Below are 16,111 nucleotides of genomic sequence, written 5' to 3' on the forward strand. Positions count from 1 at the left end.
GCTGCCAAGCTGCCAAGCTGCCAAGCTGCCAAGCTGCCAAGCTGCCAAGCTGCCAAGCTGCCAGCGAGCAGCATGAGACAGCCTGGCAACAAGTAAACTCCGGAAAAATGTCTCGGGGTTACTTGTAGCTCGGTGCACGGCGCTTGTCGCTGGAATCAAAAAACCGGCTCCCCTTGAGGAGCCGGTTTGGCGTGCCACTGGCGGAAGGCCGGTCGAGGATCACTCCTCGGCGGCGGCTTCCTCGACGACCGGACGGTCGACCAGTTCGACGAAGGCCATGGGGGCGTTGTCGCCAGTGCGGTAGCCGCACTTGAGAATACGGACGTAACCGCCCGGACGCTCGGCGTAACGCGGACCCAGCTCGTTGAAGAGCTTGCCGACCGCTTCCTTCGAGCGGGTGCGGCTGAAGGCCAGACGACGATTGGCAACGCTGTCCTGCTTGGCCAGGGTGATGAGCGGCTCGATGACACGACGCAGCTCCTTGGCCTTGGGCAGGGTTGTCTTGATCACTTCGTGCTCGACCAGCGAGACGGACATGTTCTTGAACATGGCCTGGCGGTGCGAGCTGGTGCGATTCAGGTGACGACCACTCTTACGATGACGCATGGTTGTGATTCCTTACCAAACTGGGACTCGAGTCGAGGCTCACGCGGAGGCCTTGTCGTCCTTCAGGCTTGCCGGCGGCCAGTTTTCCAGCCGCATGCCCAGAGAAAGCCCGCGGGCGGCCAACACGTCCTTGATCTCGTTCAGGGACTTCTTGCCGAGATTGGGGGTCTTCAGCAACTCCACCTCGGTGCGCTGGATCAGATCCCCGATGTAGTAGATGTTCTCGGCCTTCAGGCAGTTGGCGCTGCGAACGGTCAACTCGAGATCGTCTACGGGGCGCAGCAGGATCGGATCGATGTGATCCTCTTCCTCCACCACTTCCTGTTCCTTGTCGGCTTCCAGATCGACGAAGGCGGCCAGCTGCTCCTGAAGGATGGTCGCACTGCGACGGATCGCCTCTTCCGGATCCAGGGTGCCGTCGGTTTCCAGGTTGATGATCAACTTGTCGAGGTCGGTGCGCTGTTCGACACGTGCAGCCTCGACGCTGTAGGAAACCCGGCGTACGGGGCTGAAGGTAGCATCCAGCTGCAGGCGACCGATGGCGCGCGACTCGTCGTCGGCACCGCCACGAACGTCCGCCGGCTCATAGCCGCGGCCGCGAGCGACCTTGAGCTGCATCTTCAGCTCGGCACCCTCGTTGACGTGGGCGATGACATGCTCGGGGTTGACGATCTCGACATCATGGTCGAGGGCGATATCCCCTGCAGTCACGACGGCCGGCCCCTGCTTGTTCAGCGAGAGCACTGCCTCGTCGCGGCTGTGCATCCGAAGCGCCACGTCCTTGAGGTTCAGGAGGATTTCGATGACATCTTCCTGGACGCCCTCGATCGCGCTGTACTCGTGTTCGACACCGGCGATCTCGGCCTCCACCACGGCACAGCCGGGCATGGACGAGAGCAGGATGCGACGCAGGGCATTCCCCAGCGTGTGGCCGAAGCCCCGCTCGAAGGGTTCGAGCACGATCTTAGCGTGGTGTGCGCTGATCTCTTCGACCTTGATGTCGCGAGGACGGAGAAACTCTGTCACTGAACGCTGCATATGAACACCTTTCAGGCTGCCAAACGGATTGTCGGTACTCTCGGCCGCTCCCGCGAGCGGGAGCGGCACGACGCGGGCGCCGCTTACTTGGAGTACAGCTCGACGATCAGGTTTTCGTTGATGTCGGCAGACAGGTCACCGCGTTCGGGCAGAGCCTTGAAAGTGCCTTCCATCTTCTTGGCATCGGTCTCGACCCACACCACGTCACCGCGGTTGGCGGCGATGGCCAGGGAAGTCTGGATGCGCGCCTGGTTCTTCGCCTTCTCGCGCACGGAGACCACGTCACCGGGCTTGACCTGGTAGGACGCCACGTTGACGGTCTTGCCGTTGACGGCGATCGCCTTGTGACTGACCAGCTGACGCGCCTCGGAGCGCGTGGAGCCGAAGCCCATGCGGTAGACGACGTTGTCCAGTCGGGATTCGAGAAGCTGCAGCAACAACTCGCCGGTCGCGCCCTTCAGGCGGGCTGCTTCCTTGTAGTAGTTGCGGAACTGCTTCTCGAGTACGCCGTACATGCGACGTACTTTCTGCTTCTCGCGAAGCTGCAAGCCGTAGTCGGAAAGACGCTGACGGCGCTGGCCGTGCACACCCGGGATCTGCTCGGATTTGCACTTCTTCTCGAAGGGAGTGACACCGCTCTTGAGGAAGAGGTCGGTCCCCTCACGACGAGACAGTTTGCACTTCGGTCCAATGTAACGAGCCATGAATCTGTCTCCTTAAACGCGGCGTTTCTTCGGCGGACGGCAGCCATTGTGGGGAATGGGCGTCGCGTCGGTGATGCTCTGCACGCGGAAGCCGGCGGCATTTAGCGCGCGCACGGCGGATTCACGGCCAGGACCGGGGCCCTTGACCAGCACGTCGACGTTTTTCACACCATACTCGGCTGCAGCGGTCGCTGCACGCTCGCTTGCCACTTGAGCAGCGAACGGGGTGCTCTTGCGAGAACCACGAAAACCCGAACCACCGGCAGTCGCCCAGGAAAGGGCGTTGCCCTGGCGGTCTGTGATCGTAATGATCGTGTTGTTAAAAGAGGCATGGATATGCGCGATGGCATCCACTACCTGCTTTTTAACCTTTTTACGGTTGCTACGCGGGTTAGCCATGTTGATGTCTATTCCTGTCTTTACGCCAGAACGTGCGTGTTATTTGCGGATCGGCTTGCGCGGGCCCTTGCGGGTACGCGCATTGGTCTTGGTACGCTGACCACGCAGCGGAAGACCACGACGATGACGCAGACCACGATAGCAACCCAGGTCCATGAGACGCTTGATGTTAAGCGTGACATCACGACGCAGGTCACCTTCCACGGTGTACTTGCCGATTTCACTACGCAGGGAGTCCACTTCCTCAGAGGACAGCTCCTGGATCTTGGTGGTCGGCGCGATGCCGGTCGCGGCACAGATATCCTGAGCGCGAGTACGGCCAATCCCGAAGATATAGGTCAGCGAGATCGCCGCATGCTTGTTGTCCGGGATATTGACGCCTGCAATACGGGCCATCAGCTTACTCCGAAATTTGAGCGGCTTGCTCGATTAATCATCTACAAAAGGCGCAACAGCATACCCCTTTCCTCGCTCGAGGACAAGGGACATGCCGGCACCCGGTTTAATGCAGCGTCGGGATCAACCCTGGCGCTGCTTGTGCCGCGGTTCGATGCAGATGACGCGCACGGCGCCATTGCGACGAATGATCTTGCAGTTGCGGCACATTTTCTTCACGGAAGCTCGAACTTTCATCGTTCCATCTCCAAAGTTGGCTCGCGCCGCGAGCCGAAACCCAGCTCGCGGCGCACCAAATCGCCAGCGACGCCTCAGCGCATGATGCCGCCGCTACCGTAGCCTTTCAGGTTGGACTTCTTCATCACCGACTCGTACTGGTTCGACATGAGGTGCGACTGCACCTGGGCCATGAAGTCCATGATGACCACCACCACGATCAGCAGCGAGGTACCGCCAAAGAAGAACGGCACGTTCCAGGCCACGATCAGGAACTGGGGCATCAGGGAAACCGCAGTGATGTAGAGGGCACCGAACAGAGTCAGACGGGTCATGACCTTGTCGATGTAGCGAGCGGTCTGCTCGCCAGGGCGAATGCCCGGCAGGAAGGCCCCTGACTTCTTGAGATTGTCAGCGACATCCTTGGGGTTGAAGACCAGCGCTGTGTAAAAGAAGCAGAAGAATACCACCGCCGCGCCGAAAAGCAAGATGTAAAGCGGTTGACCCGGCCCCAGGGCCTGGGACGCACGCTGCAGCCACTCCATGCCATCGCCGGCACCGACCCACTGGCCCAGCGAGGCCGGGAACAGCAGGATGCTGGAAGCGAAGATCGCCGGAATCACACCCGCCATGTTGACCTTGAGCGGCAGATAGCTGCTCTGGCCGGCATACATCTTGTTGCCGACCTGGCGACGTGGGTAGTTCACCGTGAGGCGGCGCTGGCCGCGCTCGATGAAGACCACGAAGGCCACGGTGGCCACACCCAGCACGGTGAGGGCCAGCAGCGGCAGGACGTTCCACGCCCCCTCGTTGCGAGCCAGCTCGAAGGCCTGCCCCACGGCGCTCGGCAGACCGGCAACGATCCCCGAGAAGATCAACAGCGAGATGCCGTTGCCAATACCCTTCTCGGTGATCTGTTCACCCAGCCACATCAGGAACACCGCCCCGGTGACGAACGTCACGATGGCGGTGAAATAGAAGCTGAAGTCGGCCGTGTAGGCGATCCCCTGACTGGCCAGGCCCACCGACATGCCGGTGGCCTGGACCAAGGCCAGCAGCACGGTGCCGTAGCGCGTGTACTGGCTGATCTTGCGGCGGCCGGCCTCGCCTTCCTTCTTCAACTGCTCGAGATGTGGCGAGACCGCGGTCATCAGCTGCATGATGATCGACGCCGAGATGTAGGGCATGATACCCAGCGCCATGATGCTCATGCGCTCCAGGGCGCCCCCCGAGAACATGTTGAACATGCCCAGGATGGTGCCCTGCTGCTCCCTGAACAAGGCAGCAAGCTGGTCAGGATTGATACCGGGAACGGGGATGTGGGCACCGATACGGTAGACCACGATGGCGAGGAGCACGAAGCGCAGACGCGCCCAGAGTTCACCCAGACCGCTGCCCGTCGCCGGCATGTTTCCTGACTTGGCCATTTAGTCCTCTACCTTGCCGCCAGCGGCTTCGATCGCGGCACGGGCACCCTTGGTGACCTTGATGCCGCGGACCGTGACCGCCTTGTTCAGTTCGCCGGACAGGATCACCTTGGCATGCTTGGTGGCATCCTTCAGCACATTGGCCTGCTTGAGGGTGTCCAGGGTGACCTCGTCACCCGCAACACGGGCCAGCTCGGCAAGACGCACTTCCTCGGAGACCAGGGACTTCGCGGAAGTGAAACCGAACTTGGGCAGGCGCCGCTGCAGCGGCATCTGGCCGCCCTCGAAACCGGGCTTCACGCTGCCGCCGCTGCGCGACTTGAGGCCCTTGTGGCCACGGCCACCGGTCTTGCCCAGACCGGAGCCGATGCCACGGCCGACGCGCTTCTCGGCGTGCTTGGAGCCCGGTGCCGGGCTCAGGCTATTGAGTTTCATGGATTACTCTCCCTCAACACGCACAAGGTAGTTGACCTTGTGGATCATGCCGCGGACGGCAGGGGTGTCTTCCAGTTCAACCGTGTGACCGATGCGACGCAGGCCGAGGCCCTTCATGGTGGCCTTGTGCTTGGCCAGTACGCCGATGGTACTGCGGGTCTGGGTAACCTTGATCGTTGCTGACATGAACCTTACCCCGTGATCGCTTCGACAGACAGACCGCGCTTGGCGGCCACGTCTTCCGGCGACTGCAGGGAGGCCAGACCATTGACGGTCGCCCGCACCACGTTCACCGGGTTGGTGGAGCCGTAGCACTTGGCCAGGACGTTATGCACGCCGGCCAGTTCGAGCACGGAGCGCATGGCACCGCCGGCGATGATCCCGGTACCCTCGGAGGCCGGCTGCATATACACCTTGGAGGCACCGTGACGGGCCTTGACCGGGTACTGCAGGGTGCCACCGGTGAGGTTCACCTTGACCATGTTGCGACGCGCCTGGTCCATGGCCTTCTGAATCGCGACCGGCACTTCACGCGCCTTGCCACGACCGAAACCCACACGACCGTTACCGTCACCCACGACGGTCAGGGCGGTGAAACCGAAGATTCGGCCACCCTTGACCACCTTGGCGACACGGTTGATCTGCACGAGCTTTTCCTGCAGATCGCCGCTTTGCTGTTCATTCTTCGCCATCGTAAAACCCTTTAGAATTCCAGGCCGCCTTCACGAGCGGCGTCGGCCAAGGCCTTCACACGACCGTGATACTTGAAGCCGGCACGATCGAAGGCCACCTGGGTGATGCCAGCCTGCTTGGCGCGTTCGGCAATCATGGCGCCCACCTTGGCGGCGGCGTCGGCATTGCCGGTCGTACCCTCGCGCAGGGCCTTGTCCAGCGTGGAAGCGCTGGCGAGGACCTTGCCACCATCCGGCGAGATGATCTGCGCATAGATGTGGCGTGGGGTACGGTTGACGCACAGGCGATACACGCCCAGCTCGCGGATCTTGGCGCGAGCACGGCGGGCACGACGGAGACGAGATTCTTTCTTCGCGTTCATAACCCTGCCTTACTTCTTCTTGGCTTCTTTGCGACGCACCTGCTCGTCGGCGTACCGGACACCCTTGCCCTTGTAGGGTTCAGGCGGACGGAAGGCGCGGATTTCCGCAGCACACTGGCCGAGCTTCTGCTTGTCCGCGCTTTTCAGCACGATGACGGTGTTCTTGGGCGTTTCCGCCGTGACACCTTCAGGCAGCGTGTAGTCGACCGGGTGCGAGAAGCCCAGTGTAAGATTGAGCGTCTGGCCCTTGGCCTGGGCACGATAACCGACGCCGATGATTTCGAGGCTCTTGGTGAAGCCCTCGCTGACACCGGTGACCAGGTTCTGGACCAGGGCACGGGTGGTACCGACCATTGCCCAGCTCTTGGCGGACTCGCTCGGCTGGAAGGTCAGCTGCCCCTCTTCCTGGCCGATCACCACATCGGGGTGAACGGTCAGGGGCAGGGTGCCCTGGCTGCCCTTGACGGACAACTGGTCACCGTCGAGCTTGACCTCGACGCCTGCGGGCAATTTGACCGGATATTTGGCTACGCGGGACATTCCAAACTCCTAGAATACGGTGCAGATGACTTCACCACCGACACCTGCCTGACGCGCCGCGCGATCGGTCATCACCCCATTGGAGGTGGTGACGATAGCAACGCCCAGACCTTCGGCGACCTTCGGCAGCGCGTCCTTGCCCTTGTACTGGCGCAGGGACGGCTTGGAAACCCGCTGCAGGTGCTCGATGACCGGTTTGCCTTCGAAATACTTCAGGCTCACGGTCAGCTCGGGCTTGGCGGTTTCGCTGACGGCGAAGTCGCTAATGAAGCCCTCTTCCTTCAGCACGCGGGCCACCTCGACCTTGAGCTTGGAGGACGGCATGGAAACCGTCTCCTTGGTGGCCATCTGCGCATTGCGGATACGGGTGAACATATCCGCCAGAGTGTCTTGCATGCTCATTTACGTTGCGCTCCTGATGATTCTACGTGGCGTTACCAGCTGGACTTCTTGAGGCCGGGCACGTCGCCACGCATGGCGGCTTCACGCAGCTTGTTGCGGCCGAGGCCGAACTTGGTGTAGTAGCCGTGCGGACGGCCAGTGATGCGACAGCGGTTACGCTGACGCACCGGGCTGGAGTCGCGCGGCAACTGCTGCAGCTTGAGCTGCGCGTCGAAGCGCTCTTCGTCAGTAGCGTTGACGTCCTGGATGACCGCCTTGAGCTCGGCACGCTTGGCGGCGTACTTCGCCACCAGCTTGGTGCGCTTGAGCTCGCGCTCTACCATACCTTTCTTTGCCATGATCCCACCCTTATTTCTTGAACGGGAAGTTCAACGCGCCGAGGAGCGCGCGACCTTCATCATCGGTTTTGGCGGTGGTGGTGATGGTGACATCCAGACCACGGATCCGATCGATCTTATCATACTCGATCTCCGGGAAGATGATCTGCTCACGCACCCCCATGGAGTAGTTGCCACGACCGTCGAAGGACTTCGGGTTGAGACCACGGAAGTCACGAACGCGGGGGATCGCGATATTCACCAGGCGATCGAGGAAGTCCCACATGCGCTCGGAGCGCAGGGTCACCTTGATCCCGATCGGCCAGCCTTCACGCACCTTGAAGCCCGCGATGGACTTACGTGCCTTGGTCACCAACGGCTTCTGACCGGAAAGCTTCTCCAGGTCGCCGATGGCGTTGTCGATCAGCTTCTTGTCGCTGGTCGCATCGCCGATACCCATGTTCAGAGTCACCTTGGTGACCCGTGGTACCTGCATCACGTTGGCGTAGCTGAACTGCTCTTGGAGTTGAGCCACCACCTCGTTCTGATAACGTTCTTTCAAGTTCGCCATTTTGCTATCCGACTCGCGTTAGGCGTCGATCTGCGACTGCGTCGACTTGTAGATACGTACCTTGGTACCGTCTTCCTGAACCTGGAAGCCGACGCGATCCGCTTTGCCGGTCTCCTGGTTGAAGATGGCCACGTTGGACGCGTGAATCGGTGCCTCGCGCTCGACGATACCGCCCTGGTTGCCCGCCATCGGGTTGGGCTTGGTGTGACGCTTGATCATGTTCACACCGGACACCACAAAACGGTTTTCGAGTACCCGCTTGACGGTGCCACGCTTGCCCTTGTCCTTGCCGGCGATGACGATCACTTCATCGTCACGTTTGATTTTTTGCATATCCGCCTCGCTCCTTACAGCACTTCAGGCGCCAAGGAAATGATCTTCATGAACTTCTCGTTGCGAAGCTCACGCGTCACCGGCCCGAAGATACGGGTGCCGATCGGCTGATCGTTGGTGTTGTTCAACAGCACAGCCGCATTTCCATCGAAGCGGATCAGCGAACCGTCGTTACGACGGACGCCACTACGGGTGCGAACCACCACCGCCTTGAGGACCTGGCCCTTCTTGACCTTGCCACGCGGAATGGCTTCCTTCACCGTGACCTTGATGATGTCACCGACGCGGGCATAGCGGCGGTGGGAACCGCCCAGCACCTTGATGCACTGCACCCGGCGCGCTCCGCTGTTGTCGGCGACATCCAGCATTGTCTGAGTCTGAATCATCGGTTTTCTCCAAACCTAATCTGACTGCACTGGATTGATCGGCGCGAGCCGATCAACCCTTGGCCTGTTCGACGACTTCGATCAGGGCCCAGGCCTTGTTCTTCGACAGCGGACGGCATTCCTGAATGGACACCGTGTCGCCAGCCTTGGCCTGGTTCGATTCGTCATGGGCGTGCAGCTTGGTGGAGCGCTTGACGTATTTGCCGTAGATCGGGTGGCGCTCACGACGCTCGATCATCACAACAATGGACTTGTCCATCTTGTCGCTCACCACCTTGCCGGTGAGCGTACGGGCTTTCTTCTCTTCGGCCATCTCAGTCACCTGCCTTCTCGTTGAGCACAGTCTTCACGCGGGCAATGTCCCGACGAACCTGCTTGAGCAGATGAGTCTGGCTCAGCTGACCGGTGGCCTTCTGCATGCGCAGGTTGAACTGCTCACGGAGGAGTTCGAAAAGCTGCTCCTGGAGCTGCTCGGCTGACTTCTCACGAATTTCCTGGGCTTTCATCACATCACCGTCCGTTTCACAAAGGTGGTGGAGACCGGGAACTTCTGGGCAGCCAGGGCAAATGCCTCGCGGGCCAGCTCCTCGGAAACGCCTTCGATCTCGTACAGGACCCGACCCGGCTGGATCTGTGCGACCCAGTACTCAACAGAGCCCTTCCCTTTACCCATGCGGACTTCCAATGGCTTCTTGGAAATCGGCTTGTCCGGGAAGACGCGGATCCAGATCTTGCCGCCACGCTTGACGTGACGCGTGATCGCACGACGACCAGCCTCGATCTGACGGGCGGTGACACGGCCCCGGCCAGTGGCCTTGAGGCCATACTCGCCGAAGCTAATCTTGCTTCCGCGATGCGCCAGGCCACGGTTGCGGCCCTTCTGCACCTTGCGGAATTTCATACGCTTGGGTTGTAACATCGACTCGCTCTCCCCTTACCTGGAACCTTTCTTCTTAGAGGGCGCGGCCTGCGGCTGTTTCGCCTTGGCGCGGACCTCCTCGATGCCCCCGAGGATTTCACCCTTGAAGACCCAGACCTTGACACCAATGATGCCGTAGGTGGTCTTGGCCTCGTAGGTGGCGTAGTCGATGTCTGCGCGCAAGGTATGCAGCGGGACGCGACCTTCGCGGTACCACTCGGTGCGGGCGATTTCCGCGCCACCGAGGCGACCGGAGAGCTGCACCTTGATGCCGCCGGCGCCCAGGCGCATGGCGTTCTGCACGGCACGCTTCATGGCACGACGGAACATCACACGACGCTCGAGCTGACCGGCGATGTTCTGCGCGACGAGCTTGGCATCGAGTTCCGGCTTGCGGACTTCCTCGATGTTGACGTGCACGGGCACACCCATCATCGCGGTAACGTCACGACGCAGCCGGTCGACGTCTTCGCCTTTCTTGCCGATCACGATGCCCGGACGGGCCGTGTGAATCGTGATGCGAGCGTTGTTGGCCGGGCGCTCAATGTGAATGCGGCTCACGGACGCATTCTTCAGGCGCTCTTCCAGGAAGCGACGCACTTCGAGGTCGCTGTTCAGCTTGTCGGCATAGGCGCCGCGCTCGGCATACCACACCGAGGTATGGTCCTTGACGATACCCAGGCGAATGCCTGTGGGATTGACTTTCTGACCCATCTGGTCGACTCCTACTTCTCGGCTACCTTGACGGTGATGTGGCAGGTGCGCTTCAGGATGCGATCCGCACGGCCCTTGGCGCGCGGACGGATGCGCTTGAGCGTCATGCCCTCATCGACGCAGATGGTCGAGACACGCAGCTCGTCGATATCCATGCCGTCGTTTTCTTCCGCGTTCGCGATGGCGGACTGCAGCACCTTCTTGACCAGCTTCGCGGCCTTCTTCGGGGAGAAGGTCAGCAGGTCGAGCGCCTCGGCGACCGGTTTACCGCGCACCTGGTCAGCCACCAAACGGGCCTTCTGGGCGGATAAACGAGCGCCACGCAGCTTTGCTGTGACTTCCATCTCTCAATCCTCTCTGGCTTACCGTTTGGCTTTCTTGTCCGCCGCATGACCGCGATAGAGGCGGGTAGCAGCGAATTCGCCCAGCTTGTGGCCAACCATTTCCTCGGAGACGTGCACCGGGACGTGTTGGCGACCGTTATGGACTGCAATGGTGAGCCCGACCATGTTGGGCAGGATCATCGAGCGACGCGACCAGGTCTTGATCGGTTTTCGGTCGCTCTTCTCCACTGCAGTCTCAACCTTCTTCAAAAGATGAAGGTCAATAAAGGGACCTTTCTTCAGTGAACGTGGCACAGCCGTTACCTCTTGATGTCTTGGCGTTGGATCTTATTTCCGGGCCTTGCGGCGACGGATGATCAGCTTGTCGGTGCGCTTGTTCTTGCGGGTCTTGTGGCCCTTGGTGGGGATGCCCCACGGGGAGACCGGGTGGCGGCCGCCACTGCTGCGGCCTTCGCCGCCGCCGTGCGGGTGATCCACCGGGTTCATGGCCACGCCGCGAACGGTCGGACGCACGCCTCTCCAGCGCTTCGCACCGGCCTTGCCAAGCTGACGCAGGCTGTGCTCGGAGTTGCTCACCTCTCCCAGGGTCGCGCGGCACTCGGCCAGCACCTTGCGCATCTCGCCGGAGCGCAGACGCAGGGTGGCGTAGTTGCCTTCGCGGGCGACCAGCTGGGCGCTGGTGCCGGCGCTGCGAGCAAGCTGGGCACCCTTGCCGGGCTTGAGCTCGATGCAGTGCACGGTGGAACCCAACGGGATGTTGCGCAGCGGCAACGCATTGCCCTTCTTGATGGGCGCGTTGACACCGGATTCGAGACGGTCGCCGGCGCTCACGCCCTTGGGCGCGATGATGTAGCGACGCTCGCCGTCGAGGTACTTGAGCAGGGCAATGTGTGCGCTGCGGTTCGGGTCATGCTCCAGGCGCTCGACGGTGGCAGGAATGCCATCCTTGGTGCGCTTGAAGTCGATGAGCCGGTAGTGATGACGGTGACCACCGCCCACGTGGCGGGTGGTGATGCGACCGTAGTTGTTACGGCCACCGGACTTGGACTGTTTCTCGAGCAGCGGCGCGTAGGCGCGGCCCTTGTACAGCTCCTCACCAACGATCTTGACGACGTGGCGACGACCGGCGGATGTGGGTTTAGTCTTGACGATTGCCATGATCCGTACTCCTGCCCTTATTCGGCGCCAGAGAAGTCTTCAAGCGTCTCGCCGGCGGCCAGTGTCACGTACGCCTTGCGATAACCCTTGCGGTGACCCAGACCCTGCGCGGTGCGCTTGGTCTTGCCCTTCATGTTCAGCACCTGAACACGGTCGACCTTCTTGCCGAACAGCTCCTGCACGGCAGCCTTGATCTCGGGCTTGGTCGCGTCGCCTGCCACCTTGAACACGTACTGGTTGCGCTCGGCGGCCATGGCGGCCTTCTCGGTCACGTGCGGACCGAGCAGAACCTTGAATACACGTTCCTGGTTCATGCCAGCTTCTCCTCGAATTTACGCAGAGCGGAGACGGTGACCAGCACCTTGTCGAAGGCGACCAGGCTCACCGGATCGGCAGCGGCGACATCCACCACATCCACGCTGGGGATGTTGCGGGCGGCGAGGTACAGGTTCTCGTCCACTTCTTCGGTGACGATCAACACCTTTTCCAGGCCCAGCTCTTCGAGCTTGGCAACCAGCTGCTTGGTCTTGGGCGCTTCGACAGCAAAACCGTCGACAGCCACCAGGCGCTCCTGGCGAACCAGCTCAGAGAGGATCGAGCGCATGGCCGCGCGGTACATCTTGCGGTTGACCTTCTGGGAATGGTCCTGCGGACGGGCCGCAAAGGTCACACCGCCACCACGCCAGATCGGCGAACGGATGGTGCCGGCACGGGCACGACCGGTGCCCTTCTGGCGCCACGGCTTCTTGCCCCCGCCACGCACGTCGGAGCGATTCTTCTGGGCACGAGTACCCTGGCGCCCACCGGCCAGATAGGCGGTGACGACCTGGTGCACGAGGGCCTCGTTGAATTCTTTGCCAAAGGTGGCATCAGATACTTCGACAGTACCGGCGCCTGCACCTGCAAGATTCAGATTCATCGGTAAGTTCCCCTTCAGCCTGCTTTGACGGCGCTGCGCACGATGACATCACTGCCGGTGGCACCAGGTACGGCACCCTTGATCAGCAGCAGATTGCGTTCGGCGTCGACACGGACGACTTCCAGGCTCTGCACGGTACAGCGAACATTGCCCATCTGGCCGGCCATCTTCTTGCCCTTGAACACGCGGCCCGGCGTCTGGCACATGCCGATGGAACCCGGCGCACGGTGGGCCAGGGAGTTACCGTGGGTGTTGTCCTGGGTGCGGAAGTTCCAGCGCTTGACGGCGCCCTGGAATCCCTTGCCCTTGGAGGTGCCGGTCACGTCGATCGTCTGACCAGCTTCGAAGAGGGATACGGTGAGCTCGCCGCCCACTTCCGGAGCCTCGTCGCCTTCTGCCAGGCGGAACTCCATCAGCGAACGACCGGCCTCGACACCTGCCTTGGCGAACTGCCCGGCCTGGGCTTTCGACAGATGCTTGGCCTTGCGGGAGCCGGTTGTCACCTGCACCGCGGCGTAGCCATCGGACTCGACGGACTTCACGCGTGTCACGCGGTTGGGCTCAACCTCGATCACGGTCACGGGCACGGATGCGCCATCTTCGGTGAAGACACGGGTCATCCCGGCCTTCCTACCGACTAAACCGATAGTCATTCTCAGTCTCCTATAGTGTACGGGGCTGTCACCCGCTATGGCTGCCCTTTCCAGAGCATTCCACTAGCACGTTGTGTGGCGCCTCACGGCGCGGCGGCTGCTGCGTGGCGCTGTCTTCGTGTCGACAGACCAGGCGCTGGGCCGCGAGTGTCTAGTGTGGTGTCAGTCGAGCTTGATCTGCACGTCCACGCCAGCGGCGAGGTCGAGCTTCATCAGGGCATCAACGGTCTTTTCGGTGGGCTCGACGATATCGAGCACCCGCTTGTGAGTACGAATCTCGTACTGATCGCGCGCGTCCTTGTTGACGTGCGGAGAGATCAGCACGGTATAACGCTCGCGATTGGTCGGCAGAGGAATCGGACCACGGACCTGGGCGCCGGTACGCTTGGCGGTATCTACGATCTCCGCGGCGGACTGGTCGATCAGGCGATGGTCGAAAGCCTTCAACCTAATGCGAATCTTCTGGTTCTGCATTTGCCCTAACTCCAATGGATTCTGACGGCGCGAGCCGTCAACCCACGCATTCAAAGGATGCGCATTATAGGCACGCCGGAAACGAGAGTCAAACACTCGCTTCCGGTGCGCAGAAAGGGGGCTCCTGGTGGAGCCCCCTTTGATCGATCAAGCGGCGAAACGCTTACTCGATGATCTTGGCCACGACGCCAGCGCCGACGGTGCGGCCGCCTTCACGGATGGCGAAGCGCAGGCCATCATCCATGGCGATCGGGGCAATCAAGGTGACAACCATCTTGACGTTGTCACCCGGCATGACCATCTCGACGCCTTCCGGCAGTTCACAGGTACCGGTGATGTCGGTGGTACGGAAGTAGAACTGCGGACGATAGCCCTTGAAGAACGGAGTGTGACGACCACCCTCGTCCTTGGACAGCACGTACACCTCGGCCTCGAACTTGGTGTGCGGCGTGATGGTACGCGGCTTGGCCAGGACCTGGCCACGCTCGACGTCATCACGCTTGGTGCCGCGCAGCAGCGCGCCGACGTTTTCACCAGCACGACCTTCGTCGAGCAGCTTGCGGAACATCTCGACGCCGGTGACGACGGTCTTGACGGTGTCCTTGATACCGACGATCTCGACTTCCTCGCCAGCCTTGACCACACCGCGCTCGACGCGGCCGGTGACCACGGTACCGCGGCCGGAGATGGAGAAGACGTCCTCGATCGGCATCAGGAACGGCTGATCGATGGCACGCTCGGGCTCCGGAATGTACTCGTCCAGGGCCTTGATCAGGTTGGCAACGGCAGTGGTACCCATGCCGTTGTCATCCTTGCCTTCCAGGGCCATCAGGGCGGAACCGGTGATGATCGGGGTATCGTCACCCGGGAAGTCATACTCGTCGAGGAGTTCACGGACTTCCATCTCGACCAGCTCGAGCAGCTCCTCGTCATCGACCATGTCGGCCTTGTTCAGGAACACGACGATGTACGGCACGCCGACCTGGCGAGACAGCAGGATGTGCTCGCGAGTCTGCGGCATGGGGCCGTCGGCGGCGGACACGACCAGGATAGCGCCGTCCATCTGGGCAGCACCGGTGATCATGTTCTTGACGTAGTCGGCGTGGCCCGGGCAGTCTACGTGCGCGTAGTGACGCGTCTCGGACTGGTACTCGACGTGAGAGGTGGCGATGGTGATACCACGCTCACGCTCTTCCGGCGCATTGTCGATGGCGTCGAACTCGCTCCAGTCGCCGCCGAACACCTCGGCGGAAACGCGAGTCAGGGCCGCAGTCAGCGTGGTCTTGCCGTGGTCGACGTGACCGATGGTACCGACGTTGATGTGCGGTTTGGAACGTTCAAATTTTTCCTTAGCCACTGCTATAACCTCTTTACGTTAGCTAACGGTTAACCGTTCTGGTTGATGACGGCTTCAACGACGCTGGACGGCGCCTCTTCGTAGTCCGCAAACTCCATCACGTAGCTTGCGCGGCCCTGGGTCTGAGAGCGCAGATCGGTGGCATAACCGAACATCTCAGCCAGAGGTACCGTGGCGCGGATGATCTTACCCATGGAAGAGTCATCCATGCCCTGGACGAGGCCTCGACGGCGGTTCAGGTCGCCCATGACGTCGCCCATGAACTCCTCGGGGGTCACGACCTCGACCTTCATCACAGGCTCGAGGAGCACCGCCTTGGCCTTCTTGGCACCTTCCTTGACCGCCATGGAAGAGGCCACCTTGAACGCGGTCTCGTTAGAGTCCACGTCGTGGTAGGAACCGTCGAACAGCGTGACTTTGACGTCAATCATCGGGTAGCCCGCGATGACACCGTTCTGCAGCTGCTCGTAGGCCCCTTTCTCGACGGCCGGCACGTATTCCTTGGGAACCACGCCGCCAACGATCTCCGAGGCGAACTTGAAGTGCATCTCCTCGTCTTCGCCCTTGTCCGCTGCAGTAAGCGGTTCGATGCGCAGCAGCACATGACCATACTGACCGCGACCGCCGGACTGGCGAACGAACTTGCCTTCCTGCTCGACCTTGGCACGGATGGTCTCGCGATAGGCCACCTGCGGCTTGCCGATGTTGGCATCGACCTTGAACTCGCGACGCATGCGGTCGACGAGGAT

Annotated in this window: 29 protein-coding genes and 1 pseudogene; all 30 read right to left on the reverse strand. The window is 61.4% G+C overall.

From position 1 onward, the window contains the following. Nucleotides 1–219 precede the first annotated feature (219 nt). Nucleotides 220–606 (reverse strand): 50S ribosomal protein L17, encoded by a 387-nt coding sequence (gene rplQ / locus RI841_RS01525; RefSeq protein WP_282734481.1) that lies wholly within the window; start codon nucleotides 604–606, stop codon nucleotides 220–222. 39 nt (nucleotides 607–645) lie between these two features. Continuing rightward, the gene (locus RI841_RS01530; protein ID WP_310703775.1) at nucleotides 646–1,644 is read right to left on the reverse strand and encodes a DNA-directed RNA polymerase subunit alpha; all 999 of its coding nucleotides are present in this window, start codon (nucleotides 1,642–1,644) and stop codon (nucleotides 646–648) included. 83 nt (nucleotides 1,645–1,727) lie between these two features. Then, nucleotides 1,728–2,348, reverse strand: coding sequence for a 30S ribosomal protein S4 (rpsD, locus tag RI841_RS01535; protein ID WP_108447061.1), 621 nt, complete (start codon nucleotides 2,346–2,348; stop codon nucleotides 1,728–1,730). 12 nt (nucleotides 2,349–2,360) lie between these two features. Continuing rightward, entirely contained in the window at nucleotides 2,361–2,747 is a 387-nt protein-coding gene (rpsK, locus tag RI841_RS01540; RefSeq protein WP_040183105.1) for a 30S ribosomal protein S11, read from the reverse strand. A gap of 39 nt (nucleotides 2,748–2,786) precedes the next feature. Next, nucleotides 2,787–3,143 carry a 30S ribosomal protein S13 gene (gene rpsM / locus RI841_RS01545; RefSeq protein WP_310703776.1) on the reverse strand — a complete coding sequence of 119 codons (357 nt, stop codon included), beginning with the start codon at nucleotides 3,141–3,143 and terminating at the stop codon, nucleotides 2,787–2,789. Between the two features lie 123 nt (nucleotides 3,144–3,266). Further along, nucleotides 3,267–3,380, reverse strand: coding sequence for a 50S ribosomal protein L36 (gene rpmJ / locus RI841_RS01550; protein WP_009099023.1), 114 nt, complete (start codon nucleotides 3,378–3,380; stop codon nucleotides 3,267–3,269). Between the two features lie 74 nt (nucleotides 3,381–3,454). Then, nucleotides 3,455–4,786, reverse strand: coding sequence for a preprotein translocase subunit SecY (gene secY, locus RI841_RS01555; protein WP_310703777.1), 1,332 nt, complete (start codon nucleotides 4,784–4,786; stop codon nucleotides 3,455–3,457). Further along, nucleotides 4,787–5,221: a 50S ribosomal protein L15 gene (rplO, locus tag RI841_RS01560; RefSeq protein ID WP_310703778.1), complete on the reverse strand. Its 435-nt coding sequence runs from the start codon at nucleotides 5,219–5,221 to the stop codon at nucleotides 4,787–4,789. A 3-nt stretch (nucleotides 5,222–5,224) separates the two neighbouring features. Beyond that, nucleotides 5,225–5,407, reverse strand: a complete 183-nt coding sequence (rpmD, locus tag RI841_RS01565; protein ID WP_013331010.1) for a 50S ribosomal protein L30 — start codon at nucleotides 5,405–5,407, stop codon at nucleotides 5,225–5,227. Between the two features lie 5 nt (nucleotides 5,408–5,412). Continuing rightward, nucleotides 5,413–5,913, reverse strand: coding sequence for a 30S ribosomal protein S5 (rpsE, locus tag RI841_RS01570; RefSeq protein ID WP_310703779.1), 501 nt, complete (start codon nucleotides 5,911–5,913; stop codon nucleotides 5,413–5,415). Nucleotides 5,914–5,924: 11 nt separating this feature from the next. After that, entirely contained in the window at nucleotides 5,925–6,275 is a 351-nt protein-coding gene (gene rplR / locus RI841_RS01575) for a 50S ribosomal protein L18 (protein WP_310703780.1), read from the reverse strand. Nucleotides 6,276–6,284: 9 nt separating this feature from the next. Next, entirely contained in the window at nucleotides 6,285–6,815 is a 531-nt protein-coding gene (rplF, locus tag RI841_RS01580; RefSeq protein ID WP_310703781.1) for a 50S ribosomal protein L6, read from the reverse strand. Nucleotides 6,816–6,824: 9 nt separating this feature from the next. Continuing rightward, nucleotides 6,825–7,217 carry a 30S ribosomal protein S8 gene (rpsH, locus tag RI841_RS01585; RefSeq protein ID WP_310703782.1) on the reverse strand — a complete coding sequence of 131 codons (393 nt, stop codon included), beginning with the start codon at nucleotides 7,215–7,217 and terminating at the stop codon, nucleotides 6,825–6,827. 32 nt (nucleotides 7,218–7,249) lie between these two features. Continuing rightward, on the reverse strand, nucleotides 7,250–7,555 hold the full coding sequence (gene rpsN / locus RI841_RS01590; protein WP_310703783.1) for a 30S ribosomal protein S14: 306 nt from the start codon (nucleotides 7,553–7,555) through the stop codon (nucleotides 7,250–7,252). 10 nt (nucleotides 7,556–7,565) lie between these two features. Further along, nucleotides 7,566–8,105 (reverse strand): 50S ribosomal protein L5, encoded by a 540-nt coding sequence (gene rplE / locus RI841_RS01595; RefSeq protein WP_310703784.1) that lies wholly within the window; start codon nucleotides 8,103–8,105, stop codon nucleotides 7,566–7,568. Nucleotides 8,106–8,123: 18 nt separating this feature from the next. Further along, complete coding sequence (gene rplX, locus RI841_RS01600) at nucleotides 8,124–8,438, reverse strand: 50S ribosomal protein L24 (protein WP_040183125.1); 315 nt, start codon at nucleotides 8,436–8,438, stop codon at nucleotides 8,124–8,126. Nucleotides 8,439–8,452: 14 nt separating this feature from the next. Then, nucleotides 8,453–8,824, reverse strand: a complete 372-nt coding sequence (gene rplN, locus RI841_RS01605; protein WP_040183127.1) for a 50S ribosomal protein L14 — start codon at nucleotides 8,822–8,824, stop codon at nucleotides 8,453–8,455. Nucleotides 8,825–8,876: 52 nt separating this feature from the next. Continuing rightward, nucleotides 8,877–9,137: a 30S ribosomal protein S17 gene (gene rpsQ, locus RI841_RS01610; protein ID WP_310703785.1), complete on the reverse strand. Its 261-nt coding sequence runs from the start codon at nucleotides 9,135–9,137 to the stop codon at nucleotides 8,877–8,879. A 1-nt stretch (nucleotide 9,138) separates the two neighbouring features. Continuing rightward, nucleotides 9,139–9,330: a 50S ribosomal protein L29 gene (rpmC, locus tag RI841_RS01615; RefSeq protein ID WP_040183129.1), complete on the reverse strand. Its 192-nt coding sequence runs from the start codon at nucleotides 9,328–9,330 to the stop codon at nucleotides 9,139–9,141. After that, nucleotides 9,330–9,743 (reverse strand): 50S ribosomal protein L16, encoded by a 414-nt coding sequence (rplP, locus tag RI841_RS01620; RefSeq protein WP_310703786.1) that lies wholly within the window; start codon nucleotides 9,741–9,743, stop codon nucleotides 9,330–9,332. The genes rpmC and rplP overlap by 1 nt, the downstream gene beginning before the upstream one ends. 15 nt (nucleotides 9,744–9,758) lie before the next feature. Further along, complete coding sequence (gene rpsC, locus RI841_RS01625) at nucleotides 9,759–10,457, reverse strand: 30S ribosomal protein S3 (RefSeq protein ID WP_250063413.1); 699 nt, start codon at nucleotides 10,455–10,457, stop codon at nucleotides 9,759–9,761. An 11-nt stretch (nucleotides 10,458–10,468) separates the two neighbouring features. Beyond that, a complete protein-coding gene (gene rplV / locus RI841_RS01630) occupies nucleotides 10,469–10,801 on the reverse strand; it encodes a 50S ribosomal protein L22 (protein ID WP_040183132.1) in 333 nt (110 codons plus the stop codon). Nucleotides 10,802–10,819: 18 nt separating this feature from the next. Further along, entirely contained in the window at nucleotides 10,820–11,095 is a 276-nt protein-coding gene (gene rpsS / locus RI841_RS01635; RefSeq protein ID WP_040183133.1) for a 30S ribosomal protein S19, read from the reverse strand. 33 nt (nucleotides 11,096–11,128) lie between these two features. Beyond that, nucleotides 11,129–11,959, reverse strand: a complete 831-nt coding sequence (gene rplB, locus RI841_RS01640) for a 50S ribosomal protein L2 (RefSeq protein ID WP_310703787.1) — start codon at nucleotides 11,957–11,959, stop codon at nucleotides 11,129–11,131. Nucleotides 11,960–11,976: 17 nt separating this feature from the next. Next, entirely contained in the window at nucleotides 11,977–12,273 is a 297-nt protein-coding gene (rplW, locus tag RI841_RS01645; RefSeq protein WP_133484155.1) for a 50S ribosomal protein L23, read from the reverse strand. After that, nucleotides 12,270–12,878, reverse strand: a complete 609-nt coding sequence (gene rplD / locus RI841_RS01650; protein WP_310703788.1) for a 50S ribosomal protein L4 — start codon at nucleotides 12,876–12,878, stop codon at nucleotides 12,270–12,272. The genes rplW and rplD overlap by 4 nt, the downstream gene beginning before the upstream one ends. Before the next feature lie 14 nt (nucleotides 12,879–12,892). Continuing rightward, nucleotides 12,893–13,531: a 50S ribosomal protein L3 gene (rplC, locus tag RI841_RS01655; protein ID WP_310703789.1), complete on the reverse strand. Its 639-nt coding sequence runs from the start codon at nucleotides 13,529–13,531 to the stop codon at nucleotides 12,893–12,895. 162 nt (nucleotides 13,532–13,693) lie between these two features. After that, the gene (gene rpsJ / locus RI841_RS01660) at nucleotides 13,694–14,005 is read right to left on the reverse strand and encodes a 30S ribosomal protein S10 (RefSeq protein WP_010626466.1); all 312 of its coding nucleotides are present in this window, start codon (nucleotides 14,003–14,005) and stop codon (nucleotides 13,694–13,696) included. A gap of 163 nt (nucleotides 14,006–14,168) precedes the next feature. After that, a complete protein-coding gene (gene tuf, locus RI841_RS01665) occupies nucleotides 14,169–15,362 on the reverse strand; it encodes an elongation factor Tu (RefSeq protein WP_310703791.1) in 1,194 nt (397 codons plus the stop codon). 29 nt (nucleotides 15,363–15,391) lie between these two features. Beyond that, nucleotides 15,392–16,111 (reverse strand): annotated as a pseudogene (gene fusA / locus RI841_RS01670) (elongation factor G); the annotation flags it as partial.

It is taken from the genome of Halomonas sp., assembly GCF_031581305.1.
In the GTDB taxonomy this organism is placed as follows: Bacteria; Pseudomonadota; Gammaproteobacteria; order Pseudomonadales; family Halomonadaceae; genus Halomonas.

Coding starts and splice junctions, on each gene's coding strand:
- rpmC (WP_040183129.1), bottom strand. CDS start 9,330: ATGAAAGCCCAGGAAATTCGTGAGAAGTCAGCCGAGCAGCTCCAGGAG.
- rpsH (WP_310703782.1), bottom strand. CDS start 7,217: ATGAGCATGCAAGACACTCTGGCGGATATGTTCACCCGTATCCGCAAT.
- rplP (WP_310703786.1), bottom strand. CDS start 9,743: ATGTTACAACCCAAGCGTATGAAATTCCGCAAGGTGCAGAAGGGCCGC.
- rpsM (WP_310703776.1), bottom strand. CDS start 3,143: ATGGCCCGTATTGCAGGCGTCAATATCCCGGACAACAAGCATGCGGCG.
- rplX (WP_040183125.1), bottom strand. CDS start 8,438: ATGCAAAAAATCAAACGTGACGATGAAGTGATCGTCATCGCCGGCAAG.
- rplQ (WP_282734481.1), bottom strand. CDS start 606: ATGCGTCATCGTAAGAGTGGTCGTCACCTGAATCGCACCAGCTCGCAC.
- secY (WP_310703777.1), bottom strand. CDS start 4,786: ATGGCCAAGTCAGGAAACATGCCGGCGACGGGCAGCGGTCTGGGTGAA.
- rplW (WP_133484155.1), bottom strand. CDS start 12,273: ATGAACCAGGAACGTGTATTCAAGGTTCTGCTCGGTCCGCACGTGACC.
- rpsQ (WP_310703785.1), bottom strand. CDS start 9,137: ATGGCCGAAGAGAAGAAAGCCCGTACGCTCACCGGCAAGGTGGTGAGC.
- rpsK (WP_040183105.1), bottom strand. CDS start 2,747: ATGGCTAACCCGCGTAGCAACCGTAAAAAGGTTAAAAAGCAGGTAGTG.
- rplE (WP_310703784.1), bottom strand. CDS start 8,105: ATGGCGAACTTGAAAGAACGTTATCAGAACGAGGTGGTGGCTCAACTC.
- rplV (WP_040183132.1), bottom strand. CDS start 10,801: ATGGAAGTCACAGCAAAGCTGCGTGGCGCTCGTTTATCCGCCCAGAAG.
- rplO (WP_310703778.1), bottom strand. CDS start 5,221: ATGAAACTCAATAGCCTGAGCCCGGCACCGGGCTCCAAGCACGCCGAG.
- rplR (WP_310703780.1), bottom strand. CDS start 6,275: ATGAACGCGAAGAAAGAATCTCGTCTCCGTCGTGCCCGCCGTGCTCGC.
- rplD (WP_310703788.1), bottom strand. CDS start 12,878: ATGAATCTGAATCTTGCAGGTGCAGGCGCCGGTACTGTCGAAGTATCT.
- rpmJ (WP_009099023.1), bottom strand. CDS start 3,380: ATGAAAGTTCGAGCTTCCGTGAAGAAAATGTGCCGCAACTGCAAGATC.
- rpsE (WP_310703779.1), bottom strand. CDS start 5,913: ATGGCGAAGAATGAACAGCAAAGCGGCGATCTGCAGGAAAAGCTCGTG.
- RI841_RS01530 (WP_310703775.1), bottom strand. CDS start 1,644: ATGCAGCGTTCAGTGACAGAGTTTCTCCGTCCTCGCGACATCAAGGTC.
- rpsD (WP_108447061.1), bottom strand. CDS start 2,348: ATGGCTCGTTACATTGGACCGAAGTGCAAACTGTCTCGTCGTGAGGGG.
- rplF (WP_310703781.1), bottom strand. CDS start 6,815: ATGTCCCGCGTAGCCAAATATCCGGTCAAATTGCCCGCAGGCGTCGAG.
- rpsC (WP_250063413.1), bottom strand. CDS start 10,457: ATGGGTCAGAAAGTCAATCCCACAGGCATTCGCCTGGGTATCGTCAAG.
- rpmD (WP_013331010.1), bottom strand. CDS start 5,407: ATGTCAGCAACGATCAAGGTTACCCAGACCCGCAGTACCATCGGCGTA.
- rplB (WP_310703787.1), bottom strand. CDS start 11,959: ATGGCAATCGTCAAGACTAAACCCACATCCGCCGGTCGTCGCCACGTC.
- rpsN (WP_310703783.1), bottom strand. CDS start 7,555: ATGGCAAAGAAAGGTATGGTAGAGCGCGAGCTCAAGCGCACCAAGCTG.
- rplN (WP_040183127.1), bottom strand. CDS start 8,824: ATGATTCAGACTCAGACAATGCTGGATGTCGCCGACAACAGCGGAGCG.
- rpsJ (WP_010626466.1), bottom strand. CDS start 14,005: ATGCAGAACCAGAAGATTCGCATTAGGTTGAAGGCTTTCGACCATCGC.
- rplC (WP_310703789.1), bottom strand. CDS start 13,531: ATGACTATCGGTTTAGTCGGTAGGAAGGCCGGGATGACCCGTGTCTTC.